The following is an 18,341-nucleotide window of genomic DNA, read 5'->3' on the forward strand; positions in this document are numbered from 1 at the left end:
ACGCGCTCCTTCAGGCCCGGGGCTCAGTGAACTGGGTATTGATGATGGCTTCCACCAGGGTCACGCCATTGGGCGTCAGCCGCACCCGGTCGCCCTCGACGCTGACCAGCGCCTTGTCCACCAGGGTCTTGAGGGTTGCGCTGATGATCGGGTTGTCGTGGTAGCTGCGTCCGTCGAAGCGCTGGCGGAACACCTGGTCGTCCACCGGCACCAGGGTGGAAAGGGCCATCTTGAAGGCGTTCACCTCCCGCTGCAGCGGCGACACGCCACGGCTTTCGTCGATGGGCAGGCGGCCTTCGTCCAGCGCCTGCTTGTATTTGGCATAGCCGGTGATATTGATCGCTTCGGCGCGGGTGCATTTGGAACTGCCGCCCAGGCCGATCGCCACCTCGGGGTACTGGGTCTCGAGGTCGGTGATCAGGCCCTTCCACTTTTCCGGCTGCAGGTCGTTCTGGTGGAAGTACATGGTCGGGTGCTCGCGATAGCTGGGCGCCAGGTACTGCTCCACCAGCTCGCGCATCTGGTACTGCTTGCCCAGGCCCGGGAAGGTCATGTCGTTCATGCTGATCAGGCCCTTGCGCTGCCAGTGGCTCTGCTTCTCGCCGGAGACCCCGGTGCGGGTCTTCATGAACTCCTCCATGTGCAGCTTGCTGATGACCACATGGGACAGTTCCAGCGCCAGGGCCTTCTGCATGTCGTACTTCACATCATCGACGCTCTGGCCGAGCATGCCGTAGATCAGGTCGACACTGACCCACTCCAGGCCGATGGCGCGGGCGTGGTGGATGGTGTCCACGCACTCCTCGGCCGAGTGCATGCGCCCGCAGGCGGCAATGATGCGGTCGTCGAAGGACTGCGCGCCGAAGCTGATCTTGGTGAAACCCAGTTCCTTGAGCAGCGACAGGTATTCCCTGTTCAGCGTGCCCGGCTCGCCCTCGAAGCGCAGGGTCGCGGCCGAGAAGTTGAAGTGGCTCCGGTAGAACGCCATCAACCGGCGCAGCTCCGACTCCGGCAGCAGCGAGGGCGTCCCCCCGAAGATATTGAACTCGCCGACCTCGGCCCGGGCCAGGCTCGGCACCTTCTGCAGCCACAGGCCGGCTTCCCGGATGTTGTAGTCCACCACGTCGCGGAACACCACCTGGGACGAGGCCGCCTTGGGGTTGAGGATCACCGTCGGGTACTGGCAGAAATGGCAGCGGTAGCGACAGGTGGGAATGTAGGCCCACAGGTGGATCTGCCTGGCCTGGCGGATTTCCCGGTCCATGTCCGCGAAGAACGACGGCAACGGATAGCCGGGCATATCGCCGGGGAACACGTGGCAGCCGAACGGGTCGTTGAACACGTACTCAAGGAAGGCGCTGTTGTCCGGGTGCGCGAGGAACTCATGGACCCGCGGTACCGGGTAGTTCGGGTCGATATCGTGCAGTGAGTACAGGGCTTCGCCGTTCATCAGAACACCCCCCCGTTGGCAAAGTAGTTATGGGCTTCGCCGGACTCGCGGTCCTCGGCGAAGTAGTAGACGAAACGCTGGAAATCCTCGGGCTTGACCTTGTCGAAACAGGCCGGCAATGGCGGTGGGTAGCCGATGTCCTCGCCCACGGCGCGGCGCAGGGCGCTGAAGATTTCCTCGCGGAACTCGAAGTACAGGCGATAGGACGGGGTCTTGTAGGCGTGGATCGGCTTGAAGTCGATCACCCGCGACTGCTGCTTGATCTCGTGGATGCGCTGGTACAGGCGGTCCGCCACCGGCTCGCCGAAGAACGCCCGCACCGCCGGATTCTCCAACAGAATGTGCGGGTTGAGCAGCGCCGGCAGCACGATGTTCTTCGGCACGTAGTCCTTGATCGAGTACTCCCAGGCCTGCCGCGACTCGGCAGGCGTGGTGTCGCGTAGTGTCGGAGCCTGCTCTTCGGCCTCCGGACGCACGTCCTTCATGATGATGATGCCGTCCTGGCCGTAGGCATTGCCGGTGATCACCTCGTCGAGAATGGTGTCCACCCGTCGGCTGTTGATCTCGATCCGTGATTCGTGGGCGTAGACCGGCTTGCCGCCCCAGGCGATCACCCGGATGCCGAAGTCCCAGTCATCGGAGAGGTGTTCGACGAAACGGCCGTTTTCCAGCTGGTAGAAGATCTCGATGCCGCCGACCCGGTCGTAGAGCCGGCGTTCGACGGCGAACCCCTTGCCGTCCGGGAAGCCACCGAACAGCGAGAAGGACATCTCGCGGCAACGCAGGGTCTTCTGGATCTCGTTGTACAGGTTCGGCCGCTGGCGGAAATGCGCTTCGTTGTAGTAGTAGTTGCAGGTGCCCAGGTCACCGTTTTCGGCGATCATCCTGGCAATCAGCGCGTGCAGCCAGTACGGGTCGACGGTGCAGTCGGCGTCGGCGGAGGCAATGTAGTGCCGGTTGTCGACGCCCAGGCGGATATCCCGCTCTTTCGAGCGCAACGAGGCATAGTCCATGCCGCGCTTGCGGGCAGAGGAAACCCCCTGGGTAAGCTCCTGGATCACATGGATATCCAGGGAAGGATGGCGCTCGCTGAAACGCCTGATCTTGGCCACTGAATCGTCGGTCGAATTGTTATCGACGATGATCAGTTCATAACTGGCATGGGTAATCAGATTGTCCCGGGTTTTCTGGTGGAACAGTGAGTCGAGTACGACATCGATTCGGTCGCTTTCGTTATAAAGCGGCAGCACCACCGAAACAAAAACAGTATCACGCATAGTTCCTCCGCAAGGGCTCAGGTCAAGCATGTCCACGATATTGTTGGAGAGCACCCGCCGACCAATGGCAAAGTTGCGCTGGGCTATCTGTTCCATCAGCGCCTTGTCGTTCAGCAGTTGGTAGACCTGCTCGACGAAGTTGTCGTCGGGCAGGCCGTCATGTTCTTGCGAAATCGCCATGATCGGCGCCTCGAAGCCATGTCGACCATAGACTTCCTGGTAATACTCATAGTTGCTGGCGATATAGCAGCGCTGGCTGCTGATGGCCTCCCCCACGGGGTTGCCATAACTGTCGTAACCCCAGGACGTCAGGAATGAAACCAGGTCGCAGGAGTGGTAAAGATCCTCGACCGTGATTGTCCGCTCATCCGACGGCATATAGTCGTGGGACAGTGCGCCGATGAACTTGATATAGGCCTCGACCTCAAGTTCCCGGGCCAACTGGTTCAATTCGGCGAAATAAGCCGGATGCTCGCCGGGGTCGCCCGCCAGTGCCAGGTACACCCGGCGCCGGCTGCCGTCCCGGGCGAAGCGCTGGTTCAAGCGCTGTACCAGATGGATATCGCGATCCTGGCGCTTTTGCGGAATGATCCGCGTGGTGCGGGCGATCAGCAGGTCGCTGTCACGGATATCCAGGCGCTCCTTGATAGAGTGGTAGCGGCCCTGGCCACTGAAGTCATAGGTGTTCCTGCGGACCTGCACCTGTACCCGGTGATCGCACCAGTGTTCGAGCTTGTCCTTCAGGTCGTTGTTGAGGGTGACATAGGTGATATGGGGCGAACTGACCGGCTTGACCGCATGGGGATAGGGCTCCGGCCCGTATTTCATCACGGACTTTTCGCTGCTCCACATCAGGTCGTGGTCGCGCCAGATGACAAAATTGCCCAGCCCATGCTGCCGGCCGTAGCGCTCGATGGCCAGGTACAGCGCCTGGGTGTAGATAATGTTTTCCGGCAGCGTGGCGTTTTCCACGATGACATGCCGGATATCGAGCTGCTCCCACAACTGGATGATCCGCAGGGACAAGGCCTGGGCCGACTCGCCAATGGCCTTGAGCAGGTGTTGCTGCTCCTGCGCGGATACCTGGGCCTTCTGGGCAATGAGGATGTTGTGGGAGTACTCGATGAAGTCCACGTTGTAATAAGGCACGGTGTCGATATCCTCGATCCGCACCAGGTTGAAGATATCCCGATAGATATCCTTTTCATGATCGTAGGGTTTGTTGAAGTTGCCCTTGTCGACCTTTATTTCATAACCCAGGTCGAGGTACGAAGTTATCCCCTTGTGCAGGAGATGTTTCGCCAGTTTCGAGGCTTCGACGGTGATGCCGGAAACCGCAACAGCATCGAAGGATATGAATATCGCTCCAGCAGGCATAGCAATACCTCTCGAACCAATAGAAATGTATTGGTCTTCATGGAATAAAATGACCAGCTTTTAATAATGCATAGCGATACGAAATGACGTGTTGTCATCCCGATATTGTCGATTCGGTGATAGGTGCCCGTTCAGATAGCCTTTTGCAGGCGCACTTCTCCCTTGGCCATTAATCAGCCATCCATGTGACCAGCAAGTTGCAGGCTGCGCGGATTGTTCAGGGTGGCGACGGGAAATGCAGGGGTGGACGGACGGTTTTCCAGCGATGGTGGCTCATGCTCTTTACCCTTCCCTTTTCAGGATCTTGTTTTGAAAATTTGATGGGTGGCGCTGAGTAACATTTAGTAAAGAACATACTCGTCTGTACGAGTCAAAGCAACCGTCCTACAGACATTTTTTCAGACTGTCCCTTTTATCGAGGGCAACTAAGATGAGATGAAAGTTAGTATTAAATTGCCATTGTTTTGCTGCTATCCTGCAACAGGCCCGGCTGCGCAGCACGCGCAGCCGGGCCCGATCATTCGATTGTGTTGTTGCCTGCAGAGCGGCTTTATACCACTGCGGCTCGCCAGCCCAGGGTCTGCAGGGCCTCGATCAAGCGTGCGCCCTGCAAGGCTGGCACCTCCCGCCCATCCCCGGCCCGCATCGGCCGCCCGGCCAGTAGCGCGTTGATAATCGCCTCCTCGACCGCCTCGGCCGCCGCCGCGAACAGCGGCGAGATATGGTCGTTATTGACCATGGCGACCTGGGCCGTCCGAGGCAGATCACGACGATTGTAATCGGCCGGCGCCAGCCCCGTGTTACCGGTGGAGAAAGCCAGGAAGATATCGCCACTGGAATCATCCGTGCCCCCGCCTGTGCGGGCGATGCCCACCGAGGCGCGTTGTGCCAGGCGTTGGCATTGATGCGGCAGCAAAGGGGCATCGGTAGCCAACACCACCACGATCGAGCCCATGCCCGGGGTATCCTGTTCGGTAAACGGTGAGGGCAAATCCAGCAGTACCCGGCCTACGGGGTAGCCGTCGACCCGCAGCTCGCGACGCTGGCCGTGGTTGGCCTGGACAAAGGCGCCGACGGTCCAGCCACCCTGCTCCGCCGGCAAGGCCCGAGAAGCGCTGCCGATCCCGCCCTTGAACTCATGGCAGATCATGCCGGTGCCGCCACCTACGGCGCCCTCAATCACCGGCCCGCCGCTGGCCGCCGCCAGCGCCTGTTCAACCAGCCCGGCATTCACATGCTGACCCCAGATGTCGTTCAGCACGCCGTCGTAGGTCTCCATCACCACCGGCATGCACCAGTAGGTCGACGGGTCCGCCAGGGTCGCGTGCTCATGGGCGATCAGCGCATCACGCACCACACCGACGCTGTGGGTGTTGGTGGTGGCAATGGGCGTGGTCAGCAGCCCCGCTTCGCGAATCCACTCCAGGCCCGTGGCATCGCCATTGCCGTTGAGCACATGGCAGCCGGCGAAGCAGGGCTCGTAGCGCGCGGCGCCGGCACGGGGCTCGATGAGGCTGACACCGGTGCGCACGGGCTTGCCCTCATGGACCTTGTCCAGCGTGGCATGGCCGACCCGCACCCCCGGCACGTCAGTGATTGCGTTGTGGGGGCCCGGCTTTCCAAGGCCCAGGGTGATACCAAAGTCGCGTGCTCGCATCGTTTCTCTCGCTTAAAGTTTCTGGAAAGCCGGGCTCAGCTTGCCGTAGGTGCCGTATAGCACCACGGAGCCGAGCAGGATGCCCAGAATGATGAAGATATCCCGGGTGGAGGCACCAGCCAGCAAGGTCACCAGCAGATACCCCGCGCCCATCACGGCCACCAGGGCCGGCAGCGGCCACAGCGGCATCCGGTACGGGTGCTCACGGTCACGGCGCAGCACCCGGCTGAACAACGCGCACAGGCCGACCACCAGATAGACGCAGAGGATCAGCAGCACGGTGAAGGACGTGAGTTCCGACAGGTTGGAGCTGAAGGTCAACGCCGCCGAAGGCACGGCCAGGAACAGCGTAGCCAGCCAGGGCGAGTCCCACTTGGGATGGATGCGGGTGAAGGCCCCGTTCAGGGACGGCATCCACAACTCGTCGCGCCCGCTGCTGTAGATCACCCGGCCGATCTGGATCACCAGGGCGATGATGGCGTTGAACACCGACAGGAAAATCCCCGCACTGACCAGTCGGGACAGTGTTTCGTTGCCGTGGGCCGTCAGCAGGTAGCCAATCGGATCGGGGCTGGCCAGCATGGCTTCCAGCGACGGTGCGCCCATCAGCAGCGCAATCAGCGGAATCAACTCGATAGCCACCACCAGCACCAGCGACCACAGGACGGCCTTGGCGATGCCCTGCCCGCCGCACTTCATGTCTTCGGCGAGCAACACGGCGCCGCCATAGCCATTGAAGGAGAACAGCGCCGTGCCGACGGCACCGATCACCAGCGCCCAGGGCGCCGCGTGCAACACACCATTGTCGAGCATGAGCGGGTTGAGCAGGTTGCCGACCGGCTGCCGGGCATGGCCGAAGCCCAACACCACGATGACCATCAGCGCCGCCACCTCAAGCAACAGGCAACTGCCGGTGACCCAGGCATTGAGCTTGATGTTGAGGATACCGAGCAGATAGCTCAGGGCCACGATCACCAGGGCGACGGTCTGCCCGTCGAACTGCGTACCCAGTGCCGCGTTGAGGTAGGTCGCCGCGCCAGTCGCCAGCACCGGCGGAATGAACAGCAGCATCGCCAGCACGGTCAGGAACGTGGCGTAGCCGGCCATGCCGCCAAACACGCGCTTGGCGAACACGTACTCGCCGCCCGCGGCACTGTGGGCCCGGCCCAGCTCCGCATAGCAAAGGGCGAACATCAGCGCCAGCACGCCCCCCAGGATGAACGCCCAGATCACCCCGGTGCCGGCCTGGGCGATCGCAAACGGCGCAATGACAAACACCGAACTGGCGGGCGTCACCGAAGAGACGGTGATGGCGACCACATCGGGCACGCTCAGTGTGGGTTTGAGTTCAGGGGAAGGAGCGGTCATAGGTTCATCCTCGCGTTGTTCTAGGTGTTGGGAGGCAGAACTGGAATTCGACAAGTTGCGGGCTCGACGGCTCGCTTGATAGGCCTGGAATCTAGGCAGATGCGCCCGGCCGGGCAATTCCCCCTATGGGGTACCCCCGTTGACAGGCGCGCTAAATCGGGCGCCAATGCCCTACCCGTTTCAAGGACTCAGCCGTGGACATTCTCTTCAAGGAAGTCGCCAGCCATACCGCGCTGGCGCGCGCGATCGAACAGATCGGCAGCCCGCGCTTCTGGCGACAGCTGATCCTGGTACTGCGCCATTGGGTGCCATTCGACAACGCCCTGGCGATTCACTTCCCCGCCCAGGGCGCGCCCCATGTGCTCGAGGAATACGATGCGGCGCCGGCACCGGCGGCGGGTGAGCTGTATCTCGATGGGTTGTACCTGCTGGACCCGTTCTACCAGGCCGCTCGCGAAGGTTTGGCCAGTGGTTTCTATCACCTCGAGGAAGTCGCGCCTGACCACTTCTGGCAAACGGACTACTACCTGAACTACTTCCAGGACCATGTGCTGGTGGATGAAGTGCAGTTCCTGTTGCAACTGCCGGACGGAGTGCTGTCGCTGTCGCTCGGCATGCGCCGGGCGTTTGATTCGGCGGAGTTGGGGAAGTTGAGCCTGGTCAGTGGCTGGGTGCTGGCCCTGCTCCATCAGAATTGGACGCGTATCGGCATCTCCGTGCCGGTACAGCCGCCGGTGGGCGATGCGTTGGCGAAGTTTGGTCAGGGGGTGTTGTCCGAGCGGGAACTGGAAATCGCCCGGCTGATTCTGCGCGGGTATTCGTCGAAGGCCATGGCCCAGCGGCTGGGAATTTCACCGGAGACCATCAAGGCGCATCGGCGGCATTTGTACGCGAAGCTGGATATTTCCTCGCAGCCGGAGCTGTTTTCGGTTTTTATTCGGGAGTTGGGGTTTGAGGAGTTGCAGAATCCGTGAGGTCGGAGCCGGAAATTCGGCAAGGAGTACAAATGTACTCCTGTCGAGCTCTTGATCAAACAGCGAATGAGCCTGCAATTGTTTCTGCATACAGCTGGGCGATGACGTCCGTGCTCAAGGCATGTCGTTGAGAATCTCTTCCCACTGACGGATTGTCCAAGAGTACCCGCCCGCAACTGGATGGTTTCGAACGGGACCTGTTGTTGGGGGTGGTTCATTCCATCATCTTGTCTCGCACGGTCGTGGATGCATTGCTCGAAGGCTCCTGCGCTCCAACGGGTGCCTGAGGACCGCAATCGGTAGCCGTAGCCAATGCGGCTACCGATCAGTACCGAAGCACGCTGCGTGTGATCATCGCAACCGCTTGCGCCGCAGACATCAAGGCGGTGTCGACGCTGAACGCCATGCCTTCTGAATAGCATGAAACCCGACCGACCTCACTTGAAACGCCGATAGGATTGAAACGCAAACCCCTTCTCGATGAAGTCCAGGGCATACCAGGTAGTGATCGGGCCATGATTGGTCTTCAGCTCAAAGGCATGGACAAGGCGATTGATCCTGCCGGGGAATCTCACCAGGATGACGCGGCTCTCCTTTACCAGCAGTTGCTGATAACGGTCTGCAAACAGGCGCGGTGTCTTCTCGTTTTCATCGCACGTTGGCCACCATTGGGCGAATTCGATGCGCTTGCGCCGTAGCCCGTCCAAACGGCGTGGCCACCACCAGACCGACGGCGGAATTTCGTAGACGGCCAGGCTTTGGATCAAGGCGGCGATCGCACCGGGATTGAAGAACACCAGCTTGACCAGGACGGAATCGTCCAGTTGCTCGGCGCTGATGACGTGCAGGTCGTTGGTGCTGCTCCAGTGGCTGGAGCGGGTCAGGCGATAGGTCGCCAGTTGAGTCCTTCGATTACTGATGCTCAGGCAAAGCGCCGCCACGGCTATCACGGCATTCAGGTAGGTGATGAAGGTGGCGGTGTCGGAAATCTGCAGCCCCATGTGCGTCCTGTTCCCTGGTTGCGCGACGAGAAGCCTATTGGGGATGGAAAGGGTTGGCGGGTCAAGAACCGTCTCCCGCAACAGCAGGCTGTGGGAAGACCAAAGGGACACTCAGCCTGGCGGGGAACTGCCATTACAGCCACGAGCCAGGCCCGGCCACGGAACTCAAGGTGAAGTCGAATGACTTGCCTCGCCACATTTGCACTCACCCTTGCAGCAAGGCTGGTGCTGGGGGTGGCCCGATGCACAGGCTTGGCAGCAATAGGCCTTGCCATCGCGTATGACGGCGTTGGCCCCTACGGTGCAGGAACAATGATTGCAGGCACAGCGCTGTGGGTTCATTTGGAGGTTCTCCCGTTGTTGGAGGGGACGACGTCATCGGTCCACGGCTCGCCGTCGAGCGGTGCCGAGCGCGCCAGTTCGGCCTCGTCCAGGCCAATGCCGCCGCCGATCTCAGCGGCCCTGACCCGGCGCAGGCTCTGGTCCGCCGGAGTGCCGCCGGTACCCGGTTCGTCCGGGCCGCGGGCGCCGGTTTCGTCGAACAGCGTCTCGGGGCTGAGGTCATCGAGGGTGACGTTGTCTTCATGGGGGCTGTCGCTCAGCGCCTCGCCGCCGGTCATGCCGCTCTCGGCCACGCGCCTGGCCGGATACTCCTCTTCCACTTCCCGCGCCGGGCGTTCGTCGCCGATGCGGCCCTGGCGTTCGTCGCGGCGTTCGCTGAAGTCCAGTTCATGGACGCTGCCCATGCGGTCTTCGGTGGTGTCGATATCGAGTGGAGGCTTTTGGGTGTTTGGCTTAGGCATGAGGGTTCTCCGTTTGGATGGCCGCCTGCGGCGGTTCGCCGGCAAGCCGGGTTCTACAGGTGGATGGGTTGGTCGGCATGGCGGTGGCGCACGGCCCCGCAGCGCTCGCAGCATTCGCATTTGTGCCCGGCGACGTCACTGATCAGCAGGCTGCGCCACTGGCATCCATACAACAGGCAGACGAGTTTCATCTGGCACCTCCCTGGCCCTGGAAAGAAGGCCCTTACAAAGACTGACCTGTCGCTGCCGTGAAGGTTTTATTTAATTGCGTCCCGTGTCATTGGTCGCCCGCGCCCGCAAAAAAACTAAACCTTTTTCCCAGGCCCCGGGTCGCACCTAACGCGACACTGAAGTCGCACCAACGAGCAAGGAGTGAAAGATGAGCAATCCATTCTTCAAATACGCGGGCCTGGCGCTGGCACTGGGCATGGCATCGCTGCAGGTGCAGGCCGCGACCTCCAACGATTTCGTCGATGCCGCCACCGAATCGGGCATCTCCGAAGTGGTGCTCGGCAAGCTGGCCCAGGAGAAGAGCCACAGCGCCGACATCAAGCAGTTCGCCGCAAAGATGGTCAGCGATCACACCCAGGCCAACCAGAAACTCTCCGAGATCGCCCACAAGCTGGACATCGAGGTGCCCGACGAGGCGGCGCTGACCGACAAGGTCAAGAAGATGATCCTGGAATGGCGTGACGAATCCTTCGACAAGTCCTATGTCGAGAACCAGCTCAAGGCTCACGAAAAAGCCGTGGAGCTGTTCAAGAAGGAAGCGGCTTCCTCGGACAAGGCCGAGCTGAAGGCGTTCGCCAGCGAGACCCTGCCGACGCTCGAGCATCACCTGGAGCAGGTCAAGGCGTTGCATGCCAGCCATGGCAAGTGACGGACATCCGTAGTTGATGAGCCGGGTCCAGGGGCTCCCGGATGGCCCCCGGCCCCGGTCTTATCTAGGCTATGTACGAAATCGCTTGAAACTTGGTTATGCGGCGTTAAAAACCGGCTCGGAATGCTCATTGACAACCAGTCAACTGCGCTTCCTCGCCGGTTTTTGCCTTGCCTAACCTGCGTTTCAAACAATTTCGTACACAGCCTAGTGCTGGCGCTCGTCCCTGGGCGGTTTTGCCGGCCCTTGGGGATCCACTTGCGGGTCCTCCAGGTCTGGGGAGTCCGGATCGAAGCCGAGGTCGTTCTTCACACTCGCCTGTTCGGATGAATGCGGGCCCTGGTCCCGGGCTGTTTTCTGTGCGGTGGAGTCGTGCCCGGTTCCGGACGAGCCGTCGGGCCGGTGAGCATCGTTATCCCGCTCTTGCTCACCCTGGGTTTTCGCCTGTGCTTGCGTGTCTTTTTCCATGTCGCCTCCTAGCCTTTGCGGTATGCGGGCGCCCGCTTGACAGTCGCCGATAGCTTACCGCCCACGTTGAACACGAAGGGGTAGACCGCTGCCGTCGCCGGGGTGTTCAGAATCATTTGCCCGAATTCGCTCTCGCCAGGCCCGTCAGATATCGTGGCTATAGAACAACGAGTACGACTCTATGCCCTGGTTTGGCTTCTTGATACTCGCGTTGGAATAATGAATGACGCGAACACCCAGGCGCTGATTGTTCGTCAACTTGATACCGGCGCCCAGTCGGTCTTCAAAGTTGAAGGCACTTCCCAGTTTCTTGTCGCCGACTCTCGAGCCCGAGAAAGTGGAGACACCTACACCGATCTCCACAAAGGGTACTACGCCCGAGTTGCCGAACTCGTAGACGAATACCGGGGCGAAAGAAAGAGTGTGACGCGTTCCCGCCTGATCTCCGGCCCCCCAATAGGTGTAGCCCATATCCCAATAGCCGGTCAGATGCCCTGTGGAAGTATTGAACCACTGCTGATCCCAGCCAAAGCCCAGGCCCGCGCGAAGGGCCGGGGCTCCCTGGCCTGTAGCGCCGATGGCCGCGGAAATTTCCGCCGCCTGTGCCCCGGTTCCGAAACAGCCTGCAAACAAGGCGGGGATCAGTAACTTTCTCACAGCAATTCCTTAATATCATCAGTGGCTCTATTCAACTTCCTACATCTTGCCCGGTATTTGGCAAGATACCTGAAGGCAGCAATCATCGCCGTCATGGGTAATAACTAACGACGGCGCGAAGTTTAAAGTGTGTATCCACTGCGATGATATAAGGCGAAGAAGGCCGAAGCTGTCAGATCGAGGCCGATGGGAATCCCGATTCACCACTCGACGACAGTAGGTAGAACAGCCATCAATCACCCAGGCCGTTTGTCCATCGCCCTGAACCCTCCAGGATTCCCAAGGGTCGCTATGAGTATGTATTGACTCGAATGAATGGATGCACTCATGAGCGAAATCCGCATTGGTATTTCCGGTTGGCGCTACAGCCCGTGGCGCAAGGATTTCTATCCGAAGGGGCTGCGCCAGGATGATGAGTTGGCCTTCGCTTCGCGGGCGGTCAACACCATCGAGATCAATGGTTCGTTCTATGCCCTGCAGACGCCTGAACGCTATGTGCAGTGGCGCGACAGCACGCCGGATGGCTTTGTGTTTTCGGTCAAGGCGCCGCGCTATATCACCCATGTGCGCAGGCTTCGCGAGATCGACGAGCCGCTGGCCAATTTCTTCGCTTCAGGCCCGCTGATGCTGGGGGACAAGCTGGGGCCGTTTCTCTGGCAGTTTCCGCCGTCGATGACGTTCGATGAGCAGCGCTTCAGCGATTTTCTGGAAAAACTGCCCAAGGACCGCCAGGCCGCCCGGGCTTGCGCCGGGCATGCCGCCGAGCGCCTGCAGGGCAACGGCGGCACCACCAATCGCGGCAACGCGCGCTTGCGCCATGCCGTGGAAATCCGGCATCCGAGTTTTCTCTGCGAGACGTTCGTCGACCTGTTGCGCAAGCACGAGGTGGCGCTGGTGGTCTCCGACAGTGCCGGTAAATGGCCGTATGTCGAGGATGTCACCGCCGATTTCGTCTACCTGCGCCTGCACGGCGACGTCGAACTCTACAGCAGCGGCTACACCGCCAAGGCGCTGCACCGTTGGCGCTCGCGGATCCAGGCCTGGAGCGAGGGTGGCCAGCCGCGGGATGCCGAGCTGATCGTTCAGCGGGCACCGGCCCGGCGGGCTTCGCGTGACGTGTACTGCTACTTCGACAACGACCAGAAGGTGCACGCTCCGTACGACGCCCGCCGCCTGCTGGCCGATCTCGGCCTGGACGACGAACTGGTCACCGAGCCCGGCGTGGAGCCGCAAGTGCAGCTATAGACAGGCTCGGCGGCAGCCACGAGCTTTTTTGAACTCCCGGATTGGCCCTCGCATCCCAACCAGAGAGACCTCGTGAATCGTTACGGAGCCCGTCATGGCCAAGCCTCTTGAGGAATATCAGCGCAAACGCGACTTCAATGCCACGCCCGAGCCCGCCGGCAAGCGTCGGCGCCCCGATACGGCGCACGCGCTGCAGTACTGCATTCAGAAGCATGACGCCAGCCATCTGCATTATGACTTTCGCCTCGAGCTGGACGGCACCCTGAAAAGCTGGGCGATACCCAAGGGCCCCTCGCTCGACCCCAAGGTTCGTCGCCTGGCGGTTCATGTCGAAGACCACCCGCTGGACTATGCGGATTTCGAGGGCAACATCCCCGAGGGGCATTACGGCGCCGGTGACGTGATCGTCTGGGACCGCGGCATCTGGGAGCCCGAGGGCGATCCTCGGGAAGCCTATGCCAAGGGCAAGCTGCGTTTTCGCCTGCAAGGCGAGAAGCTGTCGGGCACCTGGAACCTGTTCCGCACTCACCTGGCGGGCAAGAAGGAGCAATGGATGCTGGTCAAGTCCCACGACGGCCAGGCCCGCAGCGAAGCGGATTACAGCATCGTCGCCGCTCTCCCCGACAGCGTGCTCAGCGATCGAACCCTGGTGCCACGCCAGGCGGCCTCGCCTGCTCGCCAACATGAAGCCAAACCGAAGCCGCGGCCCCAGGCGGCCAGCCTGCCGGCGGCGCTGCAACCGCAGCTTGCCACCCTGGTCGACTCGCCACCCAGCGGGGACTGGCGCTACGAGGTCAAGTTCGACGGCTACCGCATCCTGGCCCGTATCGACGGGGATGACGTTCGCCTGTTCACCCGCAACGGCCACGACTGGAGCGCGAAAATGCCGCGCCAGGTCAAGGCGCTCAAGGCACTGGGCCTGGATTCGGCGTGGCTCGATGGCGAGATGGTCGTCCTGGACCGTCACGGCGTTGCCGATTTCCAGGCGTTGCAGAATGCTTTCGACACCGAGCGTGACGAGCGCATCACCTACTACCTGTTCGATCTGCCCTTCCTCGGCGGCAAGGACCTGCGCCCGCTACCGATACAGGATCGGCGCGGTACCCTGGCGCAATTGCTCGAACACAACGGCTCCGAACGACTGAAGTTTTCCGCCGATTTCGATCAGCCGATCGAGGCGCTGCTCGACAGCGCCTGTCGCCTGGAACTGGAAGGCCTGATTGGCAAACGCGCCGACAGTCCTTACCGGGGCCGTCGCAGCAGTGACTGGATCAAGCTCAAGTGTAAGCGGCGCCAGGAGTTCGTGGTCGTGGGTTATACCGAGCCCAAGGGCCGCCGCACCTCCTTCGGGGCCCTGCTGCTGGCCCTGCACGACCCCGACAGTGGCGAACTGCGCTACGCCGGCAAGGTAGGTACCGGTTTCAGCGCCGTGACGCTGGCGAGCATTCATGGGCGTCTCAAGCCGCTGGAAACCGGCAAGCCGGCGCTGGCCAATCCACCGACCGGCGCCGAAGCCTGCGATGTGCACTGGCTCAAGCCGCAGTTGCTGGCGGAAGTTGCCTATGCGCAGATGACCCGGGACGGCGTGGTGCGTCATTCGGTCTTTCACGGCCTGCGCGATGACAAACCGGCCAGCGGCGTCGACCGGGAACTGGCCCAGCCCGGCAAAAAGGCTGTGCAGGCGCCGCCCGCAGAAACGGGCAGCCTGCGTCTGACCCACCCCGACCGGGTGATCGACGCGACCACCGGCACCACCAAGCGGCAGATCGCCGAATACTACGCCCAGGTCGCCGGCTGGCTGCTGCCACAGCTCAAGGATCGGCCGGTGGCGCTGGTGCGCGCACCGGATGGCCTGGGCGGCGAGATGTTCTTCCAGAAACATGCCGGGCAGTTGCACCTTCCCGGCGTGGTCAGCTATGGCAAGGAACAGGCCGGACAGGCGGCGATGGTGTTCGATCGCGCCGACAGTCTGCTGGCTGCGGTGCAGATGAACATGCTCGAACTGCACACCTGGAACGCTACCGACAAGGACTTCGACCAGCCGGACCGCTTCGTCCTCGACCTCGACCCCGACCCGGCGCTGCCGTGGAAGGCCATGCTCGAAGCCACTCGGTTGACCCTGACACTGCTCGACGAGCTGGGCCTGAAGGTGTTTCTCAAGACCAGTGGCGGCAAGGGCATGCACCTGGTGGTGCCGTTGACCCGGCGAGCGGGATGGGATGAGGTGAAAGACTTCTGCCACGCCATCGTCGAGCACCTGGCAGGGCTGTTTCCGGATCGGCTCAGTGCCGTGTCAGGGCCGAAGAACCGGATCGGGCGGATCTTCATCGACTATCTGCGCAACGGCAGAGGGGCGACCACCGTCGCCGCCTATTCGCTGCGCGCCCGCGAAGGATTGCCGGTGTCGGTGCCGATCTGGCGTGAGGAGCTGACGCAGCTCAAGGGGGCCAACCAGTGGAACATCGGCAACCTGCATGAGCGCCTGGCCGAGGTGGATGACCCGTGGGCGGAGATGGCCAAGGTGCGCCAGTCGATCACTGTGCGTATGCGCCGGCAACTGGGGATCGGCTGAGGGGCTGCCGGCCGGCTCGCGGCAACAGGCGCGTTCGCGGATAAAGCGGGGGGCCGCATTTATTCGCGAACAGGTCGGCGGGCCTGCGCCTTCACCCTCAGGATGCCTGGCGGGGTCGTTTCGCCGCCGGCTTCTTCTTCGTCCTGGCGCCACCGCCCCCCGCCAGGCTGCGCTTGAGCAGTTCGGTCAGGTCGATAATATCCGCCCCCTTCTCGCCGCCCTCCTCGCCCTTGTCCACGGTCTCGATCCTGCCCTTGCTGGCTTTCTCCTGAACCAGGTCGAGAATGGTCTGGCGAAACGCATCATGGTAATCGTCAGGCGTCCAGGGCCCGCTCATCTCTTCCACCAGCCGCTTGGCCATCTCCCGTTCACGTTTGTCCAGCTTGCTGGCGGTCACACTGCTGTCCAGCTCCAACGTGTCCAGCCCGCGCACTTCATCGGGCCAACGCAGGGTGATCAGCACCAGCGCCGCGTCCAGTGGCCGCAACAGCGCCAGGTGCTGGCGGGTGTGCAGCACCACCGTGGCCAGGGCGACCTTGCCAGTGCTGTGAAGGGTTTCGCGCAATAAGGCATAGACCTTGCCGCCGCGCTGGTCCGGGCTGAGGTAGTACGGCGTATCGAAGTGTTGCAAGGGGATCTCGCTGGCCTCGACGAAAGAGAAGATATCGATGGTCTGGGTTGCGGCGGGTCGGGCCTGGCGGATCTCTTCTTCGCTGATCACCACATAGCGGCCCTTTTCGTACTCCACGCCCTTGACGATGTTGTCCTTTTCGATCTCCTTGCCGGTCACCTTGTTCACCCGCTTATAGCCCACCGGGTCCATGCTGCGCTTGTCGAGCCAGTCGAAATCCACGCCCTGGGCATGCACGGCAGTGTTCAGGGATACCGGGATATGCACGAGACCGAAGCTGATCGCACCTTTCCAGAGGGCTCGGGCCATGGTTGCCTCCTAGGGATGAATCGGGGTGGGCGGGCTGCTTGCAGTTTCACAGCCAACGCCTTGGCCCACTGAAAACGGGGCCCTTATTCCAATTGACTACACCACATGGCAAAAGGTTTATTTCATTGAAGGCCAGCAAGGCGAGCGTGCCCAGGATCGTAACTCAGGCCTCTGTGGGAGCAGGCGTTCCTGACCTGCGCAGCCAACGTCTATCTTGACTATAAACAGGCATTGGCCCAAACAATGGACTGAGATGGCGTAATACTGGCCATCGAATGAGAGTTGCTTTCAATCGCAGGACTTGAGTGCTTACCTGGATACAGGCTGTCTGCCATGTTGAAACGTATAAAAACCACTGATCTTTGTGTTGGCATGTACATCAAGGAACTGTGCGGCTCCTGGATGGACCATCCTTTCTTGAGGGGGCGATTTCTGCTCAGTAGTGAGCAGGATCTCAAGCAGATTCTGAACTCTTCGGTTTCTCAGGTCTGGATCGATACCGACAAGGGACTCGATATACCCCCTGGTGCGCTCAGCCTCTCACCCGAGGAGGCGGCACAACAGGCTGATGAACGCCTTGAGGACATCGCCGAGAAAACCGTGGTGATCCGTTCGAGCATGGAGGATGAACTGGCCTCGGCCCGGCGGATTTGCGAACGGTCAAAGGCGGCTGTGGTGGAGATGTTCAGCCATGCACGGATGGGGGCGGTGATCGATCTCGATGACGTCGATACAGTGGTGGACGATATCGCCCACTCCATTCATCGACACCCCAATGCCCTGATCAGCCTGGCCCGGCTGAAAACGGCCGATGAGTACACCTACCTGCACTCCGTGGCGGTGTGCGCATTGATGATCGCCCTGGCCCGCCAACTCGGACTGTCCGAGGCGTTGGTGCACGAAGCGGGCATTGCCGGCCTATTGCACGACATCGGCAAGGCCTCGGTACCCGATGCGATTCTCAACAAGCCCGGCAAGCTCGACAACGCCGAGTTCGAATTGATCCGTCGACATCCACAGGCCGGCGGTGAGATTCTGGTGCTCTGCCATCACGTCAGTGCGCTGGCCGTGGATGTCTGCCTCCACCATCATGAGAAGATCGACGGTTCAGGCTATCCGTCCAACCTCAAGGGCGAGCAACTCAGCCTGTTCGCCCGGATGGGCGCGGTGTGTGACGTCTACGATGCCATCACCTCCGATCGCCCCTACAAGAAAGGCTGGGGCCCTGCCGAATCGATTCACAAGATGGCGGAATGGCAGGGACATTTCGACGAGAACGTTTTCAAGGCCTTCGTTCGCACGGTCGGTATCTACCCGGTCGGCTCCCTGGTACGGCTCGAAAGCGGCGCGCTGGGGGTGGTGACGGAGCAGCATGAACGCTCTTTGCTCACGCCCAAGGTCAAGGTGTTCTTCATGACCAAGGGCCGTACGCCGATCCTGCCCCGAATCGTCGACCTTGCCAAGGTCTGCGGTGCGGACAGGATCGTGGGCCGGGAGTCGCCCGAGGCCTGGGGTTTTCGCCATCTTGACGAGTTGTGGAAAGGCGCACTCTGAGTGAATGAGCCAGATGGAGCTTACGCATGGGCGCGTGTGCAGCGAGTCGTCATCCAGCGCATAGACGATACGCAGACAGCCCGGCAGGCTGAGCGCGGGGCCGTGCACCACCGCCAGC

At 61.4% G+C, this 18,341-nt stretch carries 15 protein-coding genes and 1 pseudogene; 5 read left to right on the forward strand and 11 right to left on the reverse strand.

The genetic code is table 11. The features are described from left to right. Nucleotides 1-10: 10 nt before the first annotated feature. The 4 genes from ACMGT0_RS16170 to ACMGT0_RS16185 form a co-directional block, all read right to left on the reverse strand. Nucleotides 11-1,450, reverse strand: a complete 1,440-nt coding sequence (locus tag ACMGT0_RS16170) for a radical SAM protein (protein ID WP_416768973.1) — start codon at nt 1,448-1,450, stop codon at nt 11-13. Continuing rightward, nucleotides 1,450-4,104 carry a glycosyltransferase gene (locus tag ACMGT0_RS16175; RefSeq protein WP_416768974.1) on the reverse strand — a complete coding sequence of 885 codons (2,655 nt, stop codon included), beginning with the start codon at nt 4,102-4,104 and terminating at the stop codon, nt 1,450-1,452. The genes ACMGT0_RS16170 and ACMGT0_RS16175 overlap by 1 nt, the downstream gene beginning before the upstream one ends. A 550-nt stretch (nt 4,105-4,654) precedes the next feature. Beyond that, nucleotides 4,655-5,761: a P1 family peptidase gene (locus ACMGT0_RS16180; RefSeq protein ID WP_416768975.1), complete on the reverse strand. Its 1,107-nt coding sequence runs from the start codon at nt 5,759-5,761 to the stop codon at nt 4,655-4,657. A 12-nt stretch (nt 5,762-5,773) separates the two neighbouring features. Next, on the reverse strand, nt 5,774-7,129 hold the full coding sequence (locus ACMGT0_RS16185; RefSeq protein ID WP_416768976.1) for an APC family permease: 1,356 nt from the start codon (nt 7,127-7,129) through the stop codon (nt 5,774-5,776). A gap of 194 nt (nt 7,130-7,323) precedes the next feature. Between ACMGT0_RS16185 and ACMGT0_RS16190 the strand changes: the two genes are divergently transcribed. Beyond that, complete coding sequence (locus tag ACMGT0_RS16190) at nt 7,324-8,103, forward strand: helix-turn-helix transcriptional regulator (RefSeq protein WP_054060853.1); 780 nt, start codon at nt 7,324-7,326, stop codon at nt 8,101-8,103. 437 nt (nt 8,104-8,540) lie between these two features. On the opposite strand, the gene ACMGT0_RS16195 is transcribed toward ACMGT0_RS16190, so the two are convergent. The 4 genes from ACMGT0_RS16195 to ACMGT0_RS16210 form a co-directional block, all read right to left on the reverse strand. After that, nucleotides 8,541-9,104, reverse strand: a complete 564-nt coding sequence (locus tag ACMGT0_RS16195) for a hypothetical protein (RefSeq protein WP_273822861.1) — start codon at nt 9,102-9,104, stop codon at nt 8,541-8,543. Nucleotides 9,105-9,269: 165 nt separating this feature from the next. Then, complete coding sequence (locus ACMGT0_RS16200) at nt 9,270-9,446, reverse strand: metallothionein (protein WP_081009937.1); 177 nt, start codon at nt 9,444-9,446, stop codon at nt 9,270-9,272. Beyond that, on the reverse strand, nt 9,443-9,907 hold the full coding sequence (locus ACMGT0_RS16205; RefSeq protein WP_054060851.1) for a hypothetical protein: 465 nt from the start codon (nt 9,905-9,907) through the stop codon (nt 9,443-9,445). Before ACMGT0_RS16205 ends, ACMGT0_RS16200 begins: the two co-directional genes overlap by 4 nt. A 53-nt stretch (nt 9,908-9,960) precedes the next feature. After that, a complete protein-coding gene (locus ACMGT0_RS16210) occupies nt 9,961-10,098 on the reverse strand; it encodes a PSPA7_2676 family Cys-rich small protein (protein WP_192842800.1) in 138 nt (45 codons plus the stop codon). A gap of 188 nt (nt 10,099-10,286) precedes the next feature. On the opposite strand from ACMGT0_RS16210, the gene ACMGT0_RS16215 reads away from it, so the two are divergent. Further along, a complete protein-coding gene (locus ACMGT0_RS16215; RefSeq protein WP_054060850.1) occupies nt 10,287-10,787 on the forward strand; it encodes a DUF4142 domain-containing protein in 501 nt (166 codons plus the stop codon). A gap of 207 nt (nt 10,788-10,994) precedes the next feature. Here ACMGT0_RS16215 and ACMGT0_RS16220 read toward each other — a convergent pair. Next, nucleotides 10,995-11,135 (reverse strand): annotated as a pseudogene (locus ACMGT0_RS16220) (DUF6021 family protein); the annotation flags it as partial. A 264-nt stretch (nt 11,136-11,399) separates the two neighbouring features. Continuing rightward, the gene (locus ACMGT0_RS16225; protein WP_054061031.1) at nt 11,400-11,912 is read right to left on the reverse strand and encodes an acyloxyacyl hydrolase; all 513 of its coding nucleotides are present in this window, start codon (nt 11,910-11,912) and stop codon (nt 11,400-11,402) included. Between the two features lie 327 nt (nt 11,913-12,239). Between ACMGT0_RS16225 and ACMGT0_RS16230 the strand changes: the two genes are divergently transcribed. After that, a complete protein-coding gene (locus ACMGT0_RS16230; protein ID WP_416768977.1) occupies nt 12,240-13,157 on the forward strand; it encodes a DUF72 domain-containing protein in 918 nt (305 codons plus the stop codon). Between the two features lie 94 nt (nt 13,158-13,251). After that, nucleotides 13,252-15,729 carry a DNA ligase D gene (gene ligD / locus ACMGT0_RS16235; RefSeq protein ID WP_416768978.1) on the forward strand — a complete coding sequence of 826 codons (2,478 nt, stop codon included), beginning with the start codon at nt 13,252-13,254 and terminating at the stop codon, nt 15,727-15,729. 97 nt (nt 15,730-15,826) lie between these two features. On the opposite strand, the gene ACMGT0_RS16240 is transcribed toward ligD, so the two are convergent. Further along, nucleotides 15,827-16,669, reverse strand: a complete 843-nt coding sequence (locus ACMGT0_RS16240) for a Ku protein (protein WP_054061028.1) — start codon at nt 16,667-16,669, stop codon at nt 15,827-15,829. 333 nt (nt 16,670-17,002) lie between these two features. Here ACMGT0_RS16240 and ACMGT0_RS16245 point away from each other — a divergent pair, with 333 nt between their 5' ends. Then, nucleotides 17,003-18,223 (forward strand): HD-GYP domain-containing protein, encoded by a 1,221-nt coding sequence (locus ACMGT0_RS16245; protein ID WP_054061027.1) that lies wholly within the window; start codon nt 17,003-17,005, stop codon nt 18,221-18,223. Nucleotides 18,224-18,341: the final 118 nt, after the last annotated feature.

It is taken from the genome of Pseudomonas sp. RHF3.3-3, from assembly GCF_048069595.1.
Classification (GTDB): Bacteria; Pseudomonadota; Gammaproteobacteria; order Pseudomonadales; family Pseudomonadaceae; genus Aquipseudomonas; species Aquipseudomonas fuscovaginae_B.